The sequence below is a fragment of the Blastomonas sp. genome (assembly GCF_030373265.1).
GTDB lineage: Bacteria > Pseudomonadota > Alphaproteobacteria > Sphingomonadales > Sphingomonadaceae > Blastomonas.
Map to the genome: position 1 here is coordinate 1 of NZ_JAUCZC010000040.1, position 18,215 is coordinate 18,215.

Genomic DNA, 18,215 nt, shown 5'->3' on the forward strand with positions numbered 1-18,215 from the left:
CCCATGGCTGCGTAACTTAAACCAAACAGCCTCCGGGAAACCCGGTGCGGTTCATCGCGACGAGCACTATCGCGTGATCTGGCAGAACCTGACTTGGGCTAAGATATGTCCATTTTGCGGCCTCGAACGCTTAAGGCATCCGAAGCAACCGCGACCCGACCTTGATCATTACTTACCGATTTCGCGCTACCCGTTTGCTGGGGCGAATCTGCGTAACTTGGTGCCAATGGGAGGCGACTGCAACACTGCGTTCAAGGGGCAGATCGATGTCGTATTCGATGGTGTTGCAGGCATGCGTCGGAGGTGCTGCGACCCGTACATTGGGCCAGTTTTCTCGGTTTCGTTGGACGGTTCGAACATGTTCCAAGATGATGGAACCATCATGTTCCTGCCTGCATGGGACATTGCTCTGATCGGCGATGATGACGAGTGCGCCGTGACATGGGAAGCTGTTTTTCAGATCAGGAAGCGATACACTGATCTCCTGAATGAGGAGTACCATAGCTGGATTGATCATTTCGGGCGCTGGTGTGCCGATGACAGGTCTGGTGTAGAATTAACGGATATCGCATCCATGTTGGCCGCAACAAACCAATATTACGAGACCATCCTTCAAGAAGGGCTGGCAGATACGAACTTTCTCAAGCGTGCTACTTTCCAGATGCTTCGCTGCAAACTTGAGACCGGTCCCCACGCGGACCGCATTGCGGATTGGCTGAAGTTCATCGTCGCAGGATTTGTTCCTGCCATAGCGGCCTAAGCTGCCTTGGTGGGATTGGAGAACCACTCAGCCGCCTTCGCCGCCGCGCTCGCTGCGGTGAAGATCACCCCGTTGTCGCCCTTAAGCACCTTGAGCCAGCTAATAACGTAGCAGGCATGGTCCGGACGCTTGGTCACCTCCAGACCGAGCGCGGCGCACACGGAGGCTGAGCCACGCTCGGTGACGAGCTCTTCAATAGTATAGGCCTGGTCGCCGAAGCGTTCGTTGCAGACAGAGGCAAGTTGGTGACCTGCGCCGGTTTCGTCAGCCGGCTCGTTGAGCAGTGTTGCATAAGCTCGATCCAATTCTTCCTGCCCAGATCATGCAACATTTCGATCCTCCGCAGCTTCGAGCGAAACTGGAATGAAGGATACACGGCAGTACTCAACGCATCCGGCTGAGAAAGTGAGATTGCCATTATGGCCGCGGATTGATTCTCTCCGGCTGCACCGACCGTTGGTGAGCGCCTCGAGCGATCAGCGCAGCAGCGGATCGCTTGGCGCCTTCGCCTCTGGCTTTGCCTAGTGCAACCATCGTATCTGAACTTCGACGCTGCCTTACAGGCGGCAGCTCAGGATTGAGCGGATGGCATGCCGCAAGCCTGATCAATTCGTCTCCCCAGGCTTCCAAAGCCGCCTTCTTCTCCTCGAAATAGTTGTGGCGCTGGTAAACGCCAACGATGCCAGCCCTCGAGCCAGATACATGATTGAGTACTGCTTCCGTTACTTCCAGACGGACACCAAGCCTTTGAAGGCCGGTTGCAACTGTCCGCCGGAGGTCGTGGAGTGTCCAGTGCTGAACGGAACGTCCCATATGGGTTTCCATCGCCCGACGAAGGCGCGCCATTGTCTTGCTGAACCCGCTCGGGCCGATTTCAGTATCACCTCGGGATGCGAGCAATTTATCGCTGTTATTGAGCGCCCAGATCTCGTTCAGCAGGTCGATTGCCGGTGAAGCCAGTGGCACCAGATGAGCTATCCCATTCTTCGCGCGACTGGCCGGTATGGTCCAGAGTCCAGCCTCGAAATCGAACTCCGACCGATCCGCACTGAACACCTCGTTCCTGCGTTGACCTGTCAACAGCAGCAGCTTGATAGCAGGCCCAAACGGGGGACCCTCTTCGCCGAGAATGTTCCACAGCAATCCCACCTCCCGCACGTCTAGAACCCGATCGCGCGCCTTAGGCGGGGGCGGACGTCCAGCGTCTCTGCAGGGATTGAACTGCAGTCGTTCCAGCCGGGGCAAAGCCCACCCGTAAAAGGATGAGAACTGGCCAAGGACGCCGCGTGCCATTACAGGAGTCTCTGCGGCTATGCTGTCGATGAACCGAGTGATCTCGGCACGTGTGATCGTCTCGGGCATCCGGTCCCCGAATTTCGGAAGGATGTGTCGGTTGAAAACCCGCTCTATCTCGGCAATTGACCTGCGATCGGCTTTGGCGGCTCTGTAGTCTGGCCACATTCCGCGCAATGTTCCCGCCGCAGCGCCTCGCGTCGGCTTCGGAACGTGCTGATAAGGGTCTCCGCCTGCTTCGATATCGGAAAGCACAATCCGCGCCTTCTTCCGGGCATCCATCAGACCGAACCGGTCGGAATACCTACCAATCGTGATATTCCGAACGACGCCGGCGACACGCTTTCGCAAAAGAAATGTTCGTGCGCCAGACGCCCCTACCCTCAGACGCAGTCCGGGAACAATCGCATCTTTGATCTCGATTTGACCTTCAGACGGTGCTTTCAACCCTCTGATCTTTGCGTCTGTCAGACCCACCGGTTTCGAAGCCATCCGTGCCTCCATGGAGTACCGATTTGGGGTGTTACCTTAGGTAACATTTGACCCGAAATACCCCGAGATTTAGTGAGACACCATGACACTCATCTAATTGAAAATCAAAGGATTTGACACATCTTGACTTTACTTAGGACCCGCTGATTATCGCTCTTAATCAGCGGGTCCTTGGTTCGAGCCCAAGTGCGTCCACCATTTTTTTCAATGACTTAATGCCACAGGCAGCACGCAGAGTTATTGCTAGCCAGGTCATGGAAATCAGGTCGCGTTCTATCGGTCAGAGCCTGTGCTTGATGATGCCGCAGCGTCCGATCCGTCCCGTGAATGATCTGCCTTCTCGCGCATCCTCCATGGGGTGGCGGTGCTGTTGTTGATCGGCGGCGTTGGCTTTGTCATCTGGGCGGTGATGCCGGCCATCCGGCACTGCGAGCACCCCGCCGAGCAGCCGCACTGACGTTCGGCCGGTGTTCGCCTGGTCGCAAGGCGCCCGTCGTCGCCTTGCAATCGGACATTCACCCACCACGTATCATGATAGCCGTCATATGCTGCCACTGGCGCTGCGTGACTTTCACGCGATGAATCAGGCATTGCTTCCCGACCCCCCTCGTCGCCTGGCTGTGCCCAGGCTTCGGCCCTCGTGTCCCCGAAAGGACCGAACATGGTCAATTCCATCCTCACTCCCGATCAGCGGGCGCTTGCCAAAGAGCATGATGCCCAACCGGTGATCCATTACGCCCCCGACGGGTTTTCGGACAGGTTCGCGCTTGGCTTCACCAAGCTGCTGCGCTTCACCGCCGATACTTTTTTCGCCAAGCGCTATGGCCACCGTGCCATCGTTCTCGAGACGGTTGCTGCAGTGCCCGGCATGGTCGGCGCGATGTTCACCCATCTTACCAGCCTGCGCCGGATGAAGGATGACGAAGGCTGGATCCGGACCCTGATGGAGGAGGCGGAGAACGAGCGCATGCACTTGATGACCTTTATCGAGATTGCCAAGCCGACCTTGTTCGAGCGGCTGGTCATCCTGTTGGCACAGTGGATTTTCCTGGTGCTGTTCTCGGTGCTCTATCTGCTATCGTCCCGCACCGCGCACCGCGTGGTCGGCTATTTCGAGGAAGAAGCAGTGATCAGCTACACGCTGTACCTGCAGGAGATCGACGAAGGCCGCTCGCCCAACGTGCCTGCCCCCGCGATTGCCAGGCATTACTGGAAAATGGCGGACGATGCGACGTTGCGCGACGTCGTCCTGCTGGTCCGTGCCGATGAGGCGCACCATCGCGACGTCAATCATGGCTTTGCCAGCAAGCTGGGTGGCAAGCCGTTCGACCCCGGCAAGACCGCGCCCTATCCCGCGCATGCCGACGATATCCGGCTGAAGGCGTAAGATGCCAGCCCCCACGGCGGCCTCCGGCGCAGATCCAATCGAAATCCGTCGGCGGGCGCTGTCCCGGTGGGAGAACGAAGGCGGATCGATCGCACCGCCGCGACCTGCGGCGCCCCGTCGGTCTCACCAATGATGTCGCTCGCGAATTCGGTGGGCTCGCGCGCAATCCGAGCGTTCTCAGGTCCGCTTCGCCTCCCAACGCCGCGTGCAATCCCGGGCACCTGTATGCCCGTCTTGCGGAGCGTCGGCAGACTGATGCCGCAGCTTCTCCCGTCTCGGCGCACGATCGCTTCGAGCGGATAAGATCCAGTTCGATACACCAGAGCGGGCGATGACCGCTGCCAGACGCTTGCTCGATCCAGACGCAGCTTACAGCGGCAGCCCGATGTAATTCTCCGCGATAACGGTCTGCATCGCCTGCGAGCTGGCGAGGTATTCGAGCTCGGCCATCTGCATGCGGCGTTCGAAGGGTGCCTGGTCGGGAAAGCTGTGCATCAGCCGGGTCAGGCTCCAGCTGAACCGCTCCGATTTCCAAATCCGTGCAAGGGCGCGTTGTGGATAGTCGAGCAGCCCGGCCTCGCCGCGCTGGTCGTAATGGCCGATCAGCGCATCGGCGAGATACGTCACGTCCGAAGCTGCAAGGTTGAGGCCCTTGGCCCCGGTAGGCGGAACGATATGCGCCGCGTCCCCTGCCAGGAACAGCCGGCCATGGCGCATCGTTTCGAACACATAGGAGCGTAACGGGGCGATCGACATTTCGAGCGCGGGGCCCCGCGTGACCCCGTGATGGGAAATGCCGTTGAAGCGGCCCTCGAGCTCATCCCACAGTCGCTCTTCCGACCAGCTTGCCAAGCTTTCGCCCTGCGGCACCTGGATGTAATATCGGCTGCGCGTCGGCGAACGCATCGATGCCAGCGCAAAGCCGCGCGGACCATTGGCATAGATCAGCTCGTCATGGCATGGCGGCACATCGGCCAGGATACCGAGCCAGCCAAAGGGGTATTCGTGCGAATACTCGCGCACCAGATCGGTCGGAATGGCGCGGCGCGAGGGGCCGTGGAAGCCGTCGCATCCCGCGATGAAGTCACACTCGATCGTATGCGCAACGCCGCCCGAGACATAGGTCACGCTGGGGTGATCGCTGTCGGTATCGTGCAGCGCCAGATCGGAAGCCTCGAACACGATCTCAAGGTCACGTTGCGCAGCAGCGGCGATCAGATCGCGGGTCAGTTCGGTCTGGCCATAGACCACCACGGTCTTTCCGGTGAGCGCCTTGATGTCGATGCGCACCAGCAAGTCGCCATCCGCCAGGTTGAAGCCGTCCTCGACCATCGCTTCGCGGTTCATCCGCTCGTCGAGCCCCAACCGGTGCATCAAATCCGTGGTCACCGTCTCGAGCACACCTGCCCGGATCCGGCTTTCGACGTGCGCGCGCGGTTGGCGTTCGAGAACCGTGCAATCGATACCCTCGGCCTTGAGCAGATGGCCGAGCAGCAACCCTGCAGGGCCCGAACCGATGATCGCGACCTGGGTGCGCCGCAGGCTCACGCGCCAAGTTGCCTTTCGAGATCGCCCAGTACGCGATAGCAATCGAGCACCTTTGCGACCGAGCTGTTGGGCTCGCGCCCCTCGCGGATGGCAGAGATGAACTCGCGGTCCTGCAACTCGATACCGTTCATCGAGACCGCGACGTTGGACACATCGATCGGCTCTTCCTTGCCGTTCACCAGGTCGTCGTAGCGCGCGATATAGGTCGCGGTGTCGCCGATATACCGGAAGAAGGTCCCCAGCGGCCCCTCGTTGTTGAAGCTCAGCGACAATGTGCAGATCGCACCGCTCTCGCTCTTGAGCTGGATCGACATGTCCATCGCGATGCCGAGCTCGGGATGGATCGGCCCCTGCATCGCATGGGCATCGACGATCTTGCCTGCCTGATAGGCGAAAAGATCCACCGTGTGCGCGGCGTGATGCCACAGCAGATGGTCGGTCCAGCTGCGCGCCTCACCCTTGGCGTTGATGTTCTGGCGGCGGAAGAAATAGGTCTGCACATCCATCTGCTGGATATTGAGTTTGCCCGCGGCAATCTCGTTGTGGACATACTGGTGGCTGGGATTGAACCGCCGGGTGTGGCCAACCATGCAGACCAGCCCGGCTTCATGCTGCTTGGCGACGACCGCCTGCGCATCGTCCCAGCTGTCGGCCAGCGGGATTTCGACCTGCACGTGCTTGCCTGCGTTCATGCATTGAATGGCCTGCGCGGCGTGCATCTGGGTGGGCGTGCACAGGATCACCGCATCAAGCCCGGGCTGCTCAAGCGCCTCGGCCAGCTCGGTGGTGGCATGGCCGATGCCGTATTTTTATATTATTGGTAATGCCAATTGCCATATCTGGTTTGGCCATGCAAATTTATAGCATTGTTGAAAATCTATCCGTTTTCCTGATGCCCGCCCCAGGGTCTGAATTTTCGCCACGTTTGCAGCCATCGCGATCGAGCGTCCCGGGGCCTACCACCGTTCGGGCCAGAACTGGTAAGCCCAATTTTGAAGCGGCCGCGCTCGATCACTGGCGGGCCCGGTCATCGAATGCCTCGCTGATACCGCATTGCCCTCAGTTGACCGCGGCGTATATGTCGCGGTTGTAGCATGACCGCATCGCTGCGACGCGCTGCGGGCCGGGCGCATGCGCTGCGGTGCCGGAGTGCGAGATCATCGCACGGCCGAGAAGATTGAATTCATCGGGGGTGAGCCATCCGTGACTGCGGCCCTGCTGCACCGCCCAGCAATCGGCGCGCGCTTCGCCAGCGCCGAAGATGTGGTGCGCGCATTCGTGCGTATACCAGAACATCTGTTGCGCGCGGGGACGCGACATCAGTTTGTTGTTGAGGAAGATCCTTCCGTCTCTTGATTCTGCAATATCGTACATCTCCATCACAACGGTTTCGATCGGCCCACAGCTTGCGCGATAGCCCGCAAGCGTTAGGCTTCCCGCGATGATGACCTGTTGCGCCGAGGCGGGTGTAGTGGGCGCGAGAAGGAGAGCTGAGAGGCAAGCGGAGAGGGTGAATTTGTTCATCTGGGCTATCCTGGAATTGGCAAAACAAAGGGCGCCGAATACTCAGCGAATTGCATTGGTTTTTGGATGAGGTGCCGTGAGCGCTCTCGCAAAATCCGCGATGGCTCGGTCATGAGGCGATGGGGAATTGCCGGGCACAACCCTGCCCCCGCCGGATTGTCCGTTCGCTCAGTCGAGGGGGCTGGCGCCCATGACATTGCCCGCCGGCAGATAGCGGCACACCAGATAATCGTCCTGGGCGTCCGAGGCGACCGCGCAGCCCACCTGCTTTGTCCCGCGCCAGATAATCTGGGTGTAATGGCCGGTATCGCCGAACGTTCCGGTCGAGATGGCCTGATCGACCGACCCGCCATCATAGAGGCGTTGCTCGTCAACCCACGAACCTGCCATCTCGGCGTGGCTGTAGGCGCCGCGGGTCCCCATCCACAGGTTTTCGCCATGCGGCCGCGCCCCGGGCGCCTGGCTGCTATGGGCGAAGTGGCCCGAGCGCGACATCTGGCTGGCATAGGCGCCGGCTGCGGCCGCAAGCGGCTCGCTCCACGCCATGGGCGCGATACCGACCTGTTGACGGGCATCATTATGGGCTTCGAGTATATCGGCCTGCAACGACGGCGCGATGGTTTGCTGCTGAACCGAAACGGGGTTGTACAGCCCCATTCCCGCCACCGTCACCAGCAGCAACAGACAGGCGACGGCCTCGGTGTTGACGCGCCAGTTCCTCGCCCGCTTTGGGGCAAGCGCGGGGTGGATCTGAGGCGGCAGGATCGGGTAAGTGTGCATGATACAGCTCCATTATGACTGTCTCCGGCAGCCCTTGGGATTCGTCACCGCGATTGGATGAAACCTGGAAATTCAGGCGCGGTCAGTTGTGATTGATCGATGCGGCGATCGCCGCGAGCAGTGTTTCGTCGCCGACTGTGCGGGCCATGATGCGGTCACCGTGGCGCTCGACTGCGTGAACATATTCCGGGTCGAGACCGGCGCCATCGAGCAGGATGGCGTGCCCGGTCCAGCCGGTGATTCTCAGTTCGTGCAGCAGGGCCAGCTCGTCGCCGTTGCCAGTCAATTGGGTGTCCAGCACGACGCATCGGCATTCGCGCGACCGCTGATCTGCCAGCAGGGCTGCAGAGGTTGCATATGACCTGACGTCGTAATTCATGGACCGCAGCAAAAGCTGGCGCGCATGACGAATAGCTGCATCGCCATCGACCAGCGAAACGCATGCAGTCTTTAAAGGATAAGTTTCCGTATTCGACATTGCCTGTCCTTGCTCTACAATCATCATATTGCAGATATCGGCAGATTTTGTCTTTACGTAGTTTACGAGGGTCGGGAGGTTTACTTTTGCAAGCCAAGACCAGCCGCGAACGCGATGCGCAGGACATCGGAGAGGCTTCGGCAGTCCAGCTTCGTCATCAGATTGGCGCGATGGACCTCGACCGTTCGGGTTGCGATGTCCAACTCATACGCGATCAGCTTGTTTGGCTGCCCCTGGACCATGCCTTCGAGCACATCGCGCTCGCGCGCGGTCAGGACATGCAGCCGCGTGACGGCATCGGCGGCATCGATCTTCGAACGTTTGCTGTGCCTGGCGTGTGCGAAGGCCTGGTCGATCGCGTTCAGCAGCGAGATCCGGTCGAACGGCTTTTCGAGGAACTCGATCGCGCCTGCCTTGATGGCGCGCACCGCAAGCGAGACATCGCCATGGCCGGTCAACATGATGATCGGGATACCGATGCCGCGATCGGCGAGCAGCCGCTGGACTTCGAGCCCGTCCACATCGGGCATGCGTATATCCAGCACCAGACACCCTTTTGTCGCGGGCGATGCGGCGTGGAGAAAGATTTTCCCTGACGCATAGGTTTCGACATGATGCCCGGCCTTGCGGAGCAGAAATCCGACCGAATGCAGGATTGCCTCGTCGTCATCGACAACGTGGACGGTCCTCTCCTCCTCACTCATCTCTCGCTCCTGCAAGCGGGACGCAGATATGGAATGCAGCCCCGCCATCGGGGCCATCGTCTGCCCAAATCCGGCCGCCATGGGCTTCGATGATGGTCCGACAGATCGACAGGCCCAACCCCATGCCATCGGGCTTGCTCGACACGAAAGCCTGAAACAGCCGGTTGCGTACCGCCGGATCGATGCCCGTTCCGGTATCGCTTACCGTGACCTCGGCCCAGCCGTCGGCATCGCGCGTCGCAGTGATTGTCAGGCGTTTGTCGGCGACTTCGAGCATAGCCTGGACAGCATTGCGGATCAGGTTGACCAACACCTGCTCGATCTGGATGCGGTCCACGAAGACGTCGCCCAAATCGGGCGCGATCGTCATCGACACGTCTACGCTAGTGTGATGCGCGCCGAGCAATCCCAGGCTCACCGCTTCTTCGATGATGTCGCTCAGACGTTCGGCACGAAACCCGACGTCGCCGACATCGACGAACGTGCGCAGGCGGCGCACGATACCGCCCGCACGCAGCGTTTGGGCGGCCGCAAGGTCAAGCGCTCCGGCAACCTCATGCAGCAAGCCCTGCTCGGCATCGGGGATCAATGCGCGCGATGCCTCAAGATAATTGGCGATGGCCGTCAACGGCTGATTGATTTCATGCGCCAGGGTGGAAGCCATGGTCCCCATCGCACTTATTCGTGTGACGTGGATCAGGTCTGATTGCAGTTTCTTGAGCGTTTGTTGGGCATGATGCCGCTCCGTCAGATCTCTGATGAAGCTCGTAAAGATACGCTCCCCGGCAATCGACGCCTCGCCCACCGCAATCTCGATCGGGAAAACCTCGCCGTTTTTGCGTGTCGCGTGATCCTGCCTAACGATGCCGACAAAACGGCGGGCGCCACCTTTGCGATAGGCATCAAGGTGTTCGTCATGCTGCTGGCTGATCGGGCCGGGAATGAGCATCGACACATTCCGGCCCACCACCTCGGCCTGATCATAGCCGAAAATCTGTTCGGCGGTGGCACTGAACATCGAGACGATGCCATGCTCGTTCATCACGATCATCGCATCGGGAACGGTCGCCAGGATCGAGCGGAGATGGTGCTCGCGCCGCAGGATCGCCGCTTCGTTTGCCTTTTGGTCGGTGATGTCGCGCAGGACCTTGCCGAACCCGCGCAACGCTCCGGCTGTGTCGTACAAGGCGGTAATCGTGACGCAGGCCAGAAACTCCGAGCCATCCTTGCGCACCCGCCAGCTGTCTTCCTCAAGCCGGCCATGCTGATGGGCGTACTGCAGATCGGTCGCTGGCTTGCCAGCGGCCAGGTCTTCGGGGGTATAGGTGATGGCGAAGTTTCGCCCGATGACCTCGGCGCCAGCCCAGCCCTTGATGCGCTCCGCACCGCGGTTCCAGATCGTGATTCGGCCGACCTGGTCGAGCATATAAATCGCGTAATTGGTTGCCCCGTCGATCAGCAGGCCGAGCTCTTCGGCCATCACGGTGTTCTTTTGCGATATCGCGTCCGCTTTTGCCGTCGAGACCGGATGGCCGACAGACGTCATGGCCAGTCGGCCGAAAAAGATGGGGCTATGACGGTGTCTGCAGTCGGCATCAGGCGTCCACCTCCTATACGGGGCTGCCTCCCTCCTGACAGGACCGATGATTTACCAGATGCCCTCGGGCCTGTCGATGAGGCTGTACATGGGCAGGCCCGGCGAGACGTCGGCACCACCGGCGCAACGGTGGACGGCCATCGCAAGGATATCGGCCATGCTGCGCGGTGGCGCAGGCCATGGGTTACCGCCTAACGAATGTATGCTGGTACGGTGGCGGGTTTTGGGAGCTGCAGCCATCCGCGCCCTTGCCGTTGCCTTCATCGGCGCCCCGATCATGCCAGCAGGGGTTAATCCGAGCCTGTGGAACGCCAATCGGCCGTCGGCAAACTTGGCGTCCTCTGAGGTTTGCGCCGAACATTCCGCCATCGCATGACGGCGCGGCGCCTGCTCTCGTTACAAGCGCGATCGAATGCCCGCCAACCAGAGCCGCGGTGCACCTGGGCGGGCGCCTGACGGCGAAAAGCCGGCGTTGTACACCTCGTCGAAAACATTCTGCACGGTCGCAAAGATCGACAGCTGCGGGGTCACGTCGAACTCCGCCGACAGATCGAACACCGCCCGCGCGTCGATGCGGTCGTTGGCCGCGACCGGGCCTTGCCCTGCCGTCGCCCGCGCGGCGCTGACCCAGTTCATCGTGCCATTGAGGCGCGCCCGCGCGATCTCCACGCCTGCATTGAGCGTGAGCTGATGTTTGGGCTGATACGGCAGGCGGTCATCGATCGAGACATTGCCCCAAGGCTCATAGCCGCTGACAAAGTCACTGCGGAAGCGCGCGTCGGTCAGCGTGTAGACCAAGGATACCGGCACGGCGACGCCGCCATCCGCGATGCTGCCGAAGGTGCTTCCGGCCAGCACCTCGATGCCCTTCACATCGACCTTGCCGCCCTCGAACTGGTCGCCGATGTTGCAGTCTCCACCGGTCGACGCGGTGCAGGAACCGACCAGGTTGCTGTAATCGTTGAAGAAGCCGATGACTTCCATGCGCAGCGCATCGTTGCCGTATTTGAAGCCCGCCTCATAATTCCAGGATGTTTCGATGCTGACATTCGATCCCGGTGCAGGCGAAGCAAACCCGCGATGCGCGCCCGCGATCAGGCGCAGGTCTTCGCCCAGCCGGACGGCTGCCGACACGCCTGGAATGAAGACATCGACATTGCGCTCGGTCACTGCGGTTGGCGTTGCACGTACCGCATCTCCGAGCGCCCAGCGGGTCTGACGCAGGTCGATCGTTTCATAGCGCAGCCCGGGAATGATCGTGACCGGGCCGGCTTCGATGGTGTCGCGGACGAAAAACGACCACGCTTGCGCATCGCCACGGCGGTTGTCCTGGCTGCCCGGAGCGCCGGGTGTGGTGAGCACCATCCGACCGTTGACGATCTGGTAGCGGTCATCCTGCTGGAAGCGGTCCTCGGAATCCTCGTGATAGCGGGCCGACACCTCAAGCGTGTGCCCGATGGTGCCCGTCGAAAAGCCGGCGGAAATCACCGACTGGACACCGGTCGACTGGTACACCCGGTTGTTGTTGCGCACGCGCAGTGCCCCTGCCCGGCCGGTAAAGCCGGGAGCACCGACAAGATCGTCCATCTGCAGCGGGTTGGCGGCGGGATTGTCCAGCACGGACGACAGCGTCGACCAGCCGGTATTGGCCGCGTTGCGCACATCGTTGAGCTTGTACCACGCGCGGCTGGTATCGGTGCGATAGGCAATGTTGGTGATGGTGACCGACGGTGCCAGCTCGCTAGAATGGGTGAGCTGGTAGGTTTCGTGCGAAACCTCCATCCGATCTTCCTGGCTGCCATTGTAGCGCCGGTTGGGACTGGCGGCAAAATCCTCGAGCGTCAGGCCCAGATAGGTTTCGTCGCTGCGCTCGTTGTTGCGCTGGTATTTCAGCTCGAGCGAATGGCGGCGGTCGGTGGTACGCAGTCCCACACGAAAGGTCGTGTCGATGATCTCGAAGCCGGTCGATCCGCCGATGTCGATCCGCTTGAATCCGTCAGAGGCTTCGTAGACGCCTTCCATCAGTGCGCCGAACTCGATCCCGCCACCCAGCGGATTCCACCCGCCGACCCAGCCATGCAGGCGCCTGCCGCCATAGTTGCCGGCCAGCGCTGTCACCCGTGCAGCCACGGTTCCGGCATCGACATCGGGAATGGGGGTCGCGAAGAAATTGATCGCTCCGCCTACGGTGGCAGGTCCGTACTTGATCGCAGCCGGGCCTTTGGCGACCTCGATCGCGTGCAGCCGGGCCATGCGCGGGAAATAATAGATGGCAGGCGCGGAATAGGGAGCGGGTGCCTTGAGAATTCCGTCTTCCATGATGGTGACGCGCGCGCTGCGGTCGGTACCGGACCCTCGAATGCCGATATTGGGACGCAAGCCGAAGCCGTCTTCCTCCTGCAGGAAAACGCCCGGAACCTGCCGCAAGATGCGGTTGACGTCGCTATAGGAATAGACATCGAGCTCCTCGATCTCGATGCGTTGCACCGACCCCCCGATATCGAGCGTATCCTGTTTCGAAGCCGTCACCGTGATCGCGTTGAGCGGCTGACCGCTTTCGCCCAGGCCGTTTTCCGCCAGCGCCGGGCTGGCGAGCCCAGCAACCATGGCGGCTAGACTGACGGCTTTGATCGGACGCATGGAATACCCCTGTGAATTGCTTCACAGGCGCATAATGCCACATAGAATCACTTGCAATAAGGAATGCGAATAACTCGCGATATCGTTCCGCACCCTTCCGCTCGGGTCTGACCCGGCTTAGGCCGGCTGTGACATCCGCAGCTTGCCAAGATAATCGCGCTTGCCGATAGGCAGCCCGTCCGCGCGCAGAATGGCGTAGGTCGCCGCGACATGAAAATTGAAGTTCGGCTGCGAAAAGCTGAGCAGAAAATCCTTGGCGGTGAAATCCCAGCGGACGATATCGCGCATGGTGAACGTCATCGGCTTGTCCTGCAGGGCCTCCATCTCTTCAACGGTGACTCTGGCCAAGCCTTCGATCGCTCCTGCGACCTGATCGCGCAATGCTGCAAAGCTGTCCGCCGGGGTGCTCATATCCGGCGAGTAATTGCCCTTGCGCAGCCCCTCGATCGCGCCAAGCGAGTGACCCGCACAGCTTTTGACCTGGTAAGACAGGTCGAGCATATCCGGCGCCAGCCTGGCGCCGATAACGGACTGCGCCGTCCTGCCGCTTTCGGAGCAATGCGCCTCGGCCTTTGTCAGCAGGCGATCGACCGAACCCAGGAGTTGCACAGCGGTGGGCACGAAAGCTTCGTAGAGCGTGATCATCTTATCGTCTCCTGCCGCACGGTATCGCGCGCATACCAGCGGTCATGCGCGCAGCGCGCGTTCCGCGTCAAGGTACGAAGACGCCCCGCCATGGCCATCCCGGTAGAACGACCCTGAACTTGGCCGCCGGCGGTCACCGCATCATTTGAGCTGCCGCTTTTCCAGTTTGCGCGCCAAAGTGCGCCGATGCATGCCGAGCCTGCGGGCGGTCTCGGAGACGTTGAAGTCGGTATCGACCAGGGTCTGGTGGATATGTTCCCATTCCACGGTCTTGATGGATGACTGGCGCGCCTCAACCGAAGCGCCGGCATCGCCTTCGGTGCGTGCAAACGCCGTCTCGATATCATCGGTATTCGAGGGCTTGGCGAGATAATGGTCTGCGCCAAGCTTGATTGCCTCGACCGCGGTCGCGATGCTCGCAAAGCCGGTCAGCACGACGATACGAGCGGCGGGCGCTGCGGCGCGGACGGCCTGGACACAGGCCAGCCCCGACGCGCTGCCCGACAGCTTGAGATCGATCACTGCGTGGGTAGGCGCTCCCTGCGCGGCGAGCAGATCCCGCAGGCCGTCAAAGCTGCTGGCGGATTCCACCGTATAACCCCGCCGCTCGAAAGAACGCCTCAGCGTGCGGGCAAAGGTCTCGTCATCCTCGACGATCAGCAGGCGGCGTTCCCCGGTCATGCCCGCGCTCCCGCAGGATAGGCTATCGCTGTCAGCGGCAGGAGCATGGTAACCATGGCCCCGCCATCTGCGCGGTTGCTGGCGTGGACCTCGCCACCCATCTTGCGCATGACGTTCACCAGCAGGAACAGCCCGAGCCCGCCGCCGGGCTGGCCCTTTGTGGAGCGATAGGGTTGCCCCAGGCCATTCAGGATGTCGTCTGCAAAACCTGGCCCGCGGTCCATGATGCTCAGCGCAAGGGCATCGCCCTTGCGCGCGGCTTCTATCGCCACCCAATCGGGCGAGACCTCGATCGCATTGTCGATGACGTTGCCGATCACCTGCCGAAGCGCTGGATCGGACACGATCGCCATGTCGGCGCCGAAGCGATCGTTATACTCGAGCACCGCGAGCCCGCGCGCAACGCGCCATTCCTCGACGATATCGCTCAGGAAAGCGCGCATCGTGGTCCGCTCAGGGGCTTCGCCGCGCGCTTCGCCAGCGGACATCAGAATACCGCTGACGATTGTCTTGCAACGCCGCACCGCAATTTCCATGTCGTTGAGATCGGCATCGAGGTCGCGGACCTGACGCAATTCGGGCATTGCTCTGAAGTCGTTGACCAGCACCGAGAGCGTGGCCAGCGGCGTGCCGAGTTCATGCGCCGCTCCGGACGCCAACAATCCCATCCGCACGATATGATCCTCCTCCGCCGCGCGCTGGCGGATGGCAGCGAGCGCCGCATCGCGCTCCCGCAGGTTACGCGCGATCCGGGTGACAAACGCCACCAGCAGCACCGCGATCAACCCGAAGCACACGAAGCTGCCTTGCAGGTACAGGCTGAACTCATCGTCCTGCAGATCGGGCGGCAGCGCGAGTGGCACCGAATCCGCTGCCAGTACAGCAAGCGCGAACAGGGTGGCCGCGACCATCGCCCAAGATGCCGCAGGCCGCAGCAGCATCGCGCCGATCACCACCTGCAGCAGGAACAGGGCGGCGAATGGATTTGCCAGGCCTCCGGTGAAATGGAGTTGCCAGGTCAGCGCAGCGATATCGAACATCAACGCGGCAAACAGCGCGTATTCGAGCCCCGCCTCATGGCTGCGCAGCATGTACAGGGTGCCTAGGTTGATCAGCACCAGCAACAGGATCGCGGCGAGCAAGGGCGCCATGGGCAGCGCGATTCCCATTGGCCCATCGACGAACAGGATGGTGAACAGCTGTCCGCCCACCGCCAGCCAGCGCAACTGGATGAGCAACGCCATGTTGCGCCGGACGGCATCGGTGACTTCTGGGGCGGCTGCGGGGATCATCGCCGCCGCCATACCATGTTCGCGCCCCACACGCAGCCGATTGCAAGCGCAAACCAGGTGAGCGCGTAGACCAAGTGGTTGTCGGTGAAACGCACGACGGTCAGTCCGCCGACGGGATAGCCGCCAGGGTTGGCGGTAGCATCGGCATCGATAAAGTATGGCGCGGAGTTCTCCAGCCCCCTCGCCGCTGCGATGGCGCCGACGTCGCGGGAGTACCATTTGTCCGCTGCCGGATCGTTGGTGCGCAGAAAACCGCCCTTTGGCTCGGCGATCCGCAACAGCCCGGTGATCGTGACGGGGCCTGCGACATTGCCCGCCGCGCGGCTGGCGCTGGCGCGTTTTGCGGAAGGGACGAATCCGCGATTGACCAATACTGTGAACCGGTCGCCCTCCAGCGGGGTCAGCACCCAAAAGCCGCCGCCCAGATCGGTCACCGCCTGCACCAGTGTCTCGGCATCATGCAGGAACGTGCCGGTGACGGTGACCCTGCGATAGCCATCGTTTTGTGCTGACAAGCCCGACCACGTGTCAGGGCCCGGTGCCGCAACCGCAGGTGACGTGCTGCGGGTCTCGACCGCATCGATCAGCGCGTGCTTCCACGCCCGGCGCTCGACCTGCCAGACGCCGAGGCCGACCCCGGCAAATGCCAGCACCAGCAGCATCGATGCCAGCAGGACCCGGGTAACGGGCCGTACCACCGGCCGCGGGGCGGTCACGGGAGCTGGCTCTCCAGATGCGCCTGGGGCATCATGTTGGCGTTCAGATTGCTCATCACCCATACCGACCCTGATAGCATGATCACCACCACGATCAGGGTGAAAATCAGCGAGGTGAGCGTCCACCCGCCCTCGGCCTTGGGGCTCATATGGAGGAAATAGACCATATGGACGATGATCTGCACCACCGCGAAGCCCATGATGACCACCGCCGTCACCGGTGCAGAAAGCGCACCCGTCATCACCAGCGCAAACGGAATCGCGGTGAGGATCACCGACAGGACAAATCCGATGCCATAATCGCGCATCGTGGCGTGCGGGATTTCGATGCCGTGGCTATCGTGTTCAACCTGCTCGGCGTGGGTGTCAGCGCTCATCACAGCATTCCCATCAAATAGACAAAGGTGAATACACCGATCCAGATCACGTCGAGAAAGTGCCAGAACAGGCTGAGACACGCGACGCGGCGCTGGTTGGCGGGGTTGAGACCGTGGCGGCCCAGTTGAACGATCAGCGTCACCAGCCAGACCAGGCCGAAGGTGACGTGCAGCCCGTGCGTGCCCACCAGCGTGAAGAACGCCGACAGGAACGCGCTGCGCTGCGGCGTCGCGCCGATGTGGATCAGGTGCGCGAACTCGTAAATCTCTATCGCAAGGAATGCCGCGCCGAACAGTCCGGTGACCGCGAGCCACATCTGCGTGTGCCGCACATTGCGCCCCTGCATCGCGATCATCGCAAAGCCATAGGTGATCGACGAGAACAGCAGCATCGCGGTGTTGAGCGCGATCAGGTTGAGATCGAACAGATCCTTGGGCCCCGGCCCGGCTGCGAAATTGCCGCCGAGGACTGCATAACAGGCAAACAGGATCGCAAAGATGAGGCAATCGCTCATCAGATAGATCCAGAAGCCCAGCATCGTGCTGTGGCCTTCGGGGTGCGGCGCTTCGTCGATCTCGTAATAGACCGGCGCTTCGCCGCCTGCCGCGACGGTGGTGGTGGCGTTGCTCATCGCCTTATGCCTTCGCCGCTTCGAGCTGGCGCATCCGCGCCGCCTCGGTCGCGGCAACCTCGGCCGCCGGGATATGATAATCGCGCCTGTAGTTGAACGTGTGCGCGATGGCTGTTGCGATAAGCGCGATGAAGCTCAAGCCTGCCAGCCACCAGATGTGCCAGACCAGCGCAAAGCCGCAGACCGTGCTGATCGCGGCGAGGATGACGCCTGCGCCGGTGTTGCTCGGCATATGGATGTCCTTGTAGCCATCTGCCGGGTGCTCCACGCCTGCGCCCTTCATGTCGTACCAGGCGTCGAGCGCATGGATACGCGGCGTGAATGCGAAGTTATAGGCAGGCGGCGGCGAACTGGTCGCCCATTCGAGCGTGCGGCCATCCCAGGGATCGCCCGTCGTCTCGGCCAGCGCCTCGCGCTTCCAGATGCTGACGGCAAACTGGATGAGCATGGCAGCGATACCGGCGGCGATCATGAACGCACCTATGGCGGCGATGACGAACCAGATCTGCAGGCTCGGATCATCAAACACCCGCATCCGGCGTGTCACGCCCATCAGGCCGAGCACATAGAGCGGCGCGAACGCGACCCAGAAGCCCGGGACCCAGCACCAGAAGCTGACCTTGCCCCAGAACTGGTTGAGCTTGAAGCCGAACGCCTTGGGCCACCAGT

Annotated in this window: 17 protein-coding genes and 2 pseudogenes; 2 read left to right on the forward strand and 17 right to left on the reverse strand. The window is 61.5% G+C overall.

Annotated features, from left to right (window positions below; translation table 11 throughout):
- Positions 1–760: pseudogene (locus tag QUV11_RS16220) on the forward strand (hypothetical protein); the annotation flags it as partial.
- Here the strand turns inward: QUV11_RS16220 and QUV11_RS16225 are convergent.
- Positions 757–1,065, reverse strand: a complete 309-nt coding sequence (locus QUV11_RS16225) for a zincin-like metallopeptidase domain-containing protein (protein WP_300883929.1) — start codon at positions 1,063–1,065, stop codon at positions 757–759. The pseudogene QUV11_RS16220 and the gene QUV11_RS16225 sit on opposite strands and share 4 nt — an antisense overlap.
- 112 nt (positions 1,066–1,177) lie before the next feature.
- Complete coding sequence (locus QUV11_RS16230) at positions 1,178–2,545, reverse strand: site-specific integrase (RefSeq protein ID WP_300883930.1); 1,368 nt, start codon at positions 2,543–2,545, stop codon at positions 1,178–1,180.
- Between the two features lie 661 nt (positions 2,546–3,206).
- Between QUV11_RS16230 and QUV11_RS16235 the strand changes: the two genes are divergently transcribed.
- Positions 3,207–3,932 (forward strand): alternative oxidase, encoded by a 726-nt coding sequence (locus tag QUV11_RS16235; protein WP_300883931.1) that lies wholly within the window; start codon positions 3,207–3,209, stop codon positions 3,930–3,932.
- Between the two features lie 369 nt (positions 3,933–4,301).
- Here the strand turns inward: QUV11_RS16235 and pobA are convergent, their stop codons facing one another.
- From pobA to QUV11_RS16310, 15 genes and pseudogenes are all read right to left on the reverse strand, one after another.
- Positions 4,302–5,480, reverse strand: a complete 1,179-nt coding sequence (pobA, locus tag QUV11_RS16240; protein WP_300883932.1) for a 4-hydroxybenzoate 3-monooxygenase — start codon at positions 5,478–5,480, stop codon at positions 4,302–4,304.
- Positions 5,477–6,289, reverse strand: a pseudogene (locus QUV11_RS16245) (Gfo/Idh/MocA family oxidoreductase); the annotation flags it as partial. The gene pobA and the pseudogene QUV11_RS16245, both read right to left, overlap by 4 nt.
- Before the next feature lie 250 nt (positions 6,290–6,539).
- Positions 6,540–7,004, reverse strand: coding sequence for a hypothetical protein (locus QUV11_RS16250; protein WP_300883933.1), 465 nt, complete (start codon positions 7,002–7,004; stop codon positions 6,540–6,542).
- 168 nt (positions 7,005–7,172) lie between these two features.
- On the reverse strand, positions 7,173–7,784 hold the full coding sequence (locus QUV11_RS16255) for a CAP domain-containing protein (RefSeq protein ID WP_300883934.1): 612 nt from the start codon (positions 7,782–7,784) through the stop codon (positions 7,173–7,175).
- Positions 7,785–7,866: 82 nt separating this feature from the next.
- The gene (locus QUV11_RS16260; RefSeq protein ID WP_300883935.1) at positions 7,867–8,262 is read right to left on the reverse strand and encodes a response regulator; all 396 of its coding nucleotides are present in this window, start codon (positions 8,260–8,262) and stop codon (positions 7,867–7,869) included.
- 80 nt (positions 8,263–8,342) lie between these two features.
- The gene (locus QUV11_RS16265) at positions 8,343–8,966 is read right to left on the reverse strand and encodes a response regulator (RefSeq protein ID WP_300883937.1); all 624 of its coding nucleotides are present in this window, start codon (positions 8,964–8,966) and stop codon (positions 8,343–8,345) included.
- Positions 8,959–10,512 carry a PAS domain S-box protein gene (locus QUV11_RS16270; RefSeq protein WP_300883938.1) on the reverse strand — a complete coding sequence of 518 codons (1,554 nt, stop codon included), beginning with the start codon at positions 10,510–10,512 and terminating at the stop codon, positions 8,959–8,961. Before QUV11_RS16270 ends, QUV11_RS16265 begins: the two co-directional genes overlap by 8 nt.
- Before the next feature lie 447 nt (positions 10,513–10,959).
- Positions 10,960–13,203: a TonB-dependent receptor gene (locus QUV11_RS16275; protein WP_300883939.1), complete on the reverse strand. Its 2,244-nt coding sequence runs from the start codon at positions 13,201–13,203 to the stop codon at positions 10,960–10,962.
- A 117-nt stretch (positions 13,204–13,320) separates the two neighbouring features.
- A complete protein-coding gene (locus QUV11_RS16280) occupies positions 13,321–13,848 on the reverse strand; it encodes a DUF1993 family protein (RefSeq protein ID WP_300883940.1) in 528 nt (175 codons plus the stop codon).
- A 141-nt stretch (positions 13,849–13,989) separates the two neighbouring features.
- Positions 13,990–14,529, reverse strand: a complete 540-nt coding sequence (locus tag QUV11_RS16285; protein WP_300883941.1) for a response regulator — start codon at positions 14,527–14,529, stop codon at positions 13,990–13,992.
- A complete protein-coding gene (locus tag QUV11_RS16290; protein ID WP_300883943.1) occupies positions 14,526–15,821 on the reverse strand; it encodes an ATP-binding protein in 1,296 nt (431 codons plus the stop codon). The genes QUV11_RS16285 and QUV11_RS16290 overlap by 4 nt, the downstream gene beginning before the upstream one ends.
- Positions 15,818–16,483, reverse strand: a complete 666-nt coding sequence (locus tag QUV11_RS16295; protein WP_300883949.1) for an SURF1 family protein — start codon at positions 16,481–16,483, stop codon at positions 15,818–15,820. Before QUV11_RS16295 ends, QUV11_RS16290 begins: the two co-directional genes overlap by 4 nt.
- A 50-nt stretch (positions 16,484–16,533) precedes the next feature.
- The gene (cyoD, locus tag QUV11_RS16300; protein ID WP_300883945.1) at positions 16,534–16,914 is read right to left on the reverse strand and encodes a cytochrome o ubiquinol oxidase subunit IV; all 381 of its coding nucleotides are present in this window, start codon (positions 16,912–16,914) and stop codon (positions 16,534–16,536) included.
- Positions 16,914–17,546, reverse strand: coding sequence for a cytochrome o ubiquinol oxidase subunit III (gene cyoC / locus QUV11_RS16305; protein ID WP_300883947.1), 633 nt, complete (start codon positions 17,544–17,546; stop codon positions 16,914–16,916). Before cyoC ends, cyoD begins: the two co-directional genes overlap by 1 nt.
- Positions 17,547–17,550: 4 nt before the next feature.
- Positions 17,551–18,215, reverse strand: a 665-nt coding sequence (locus QUV11_RS16310) for a cbb3-type cytochrome c oxidase subunit I (RefSeq protein WP_300883948.1), incomplete at its 5' end; no start/stop codon positions are given.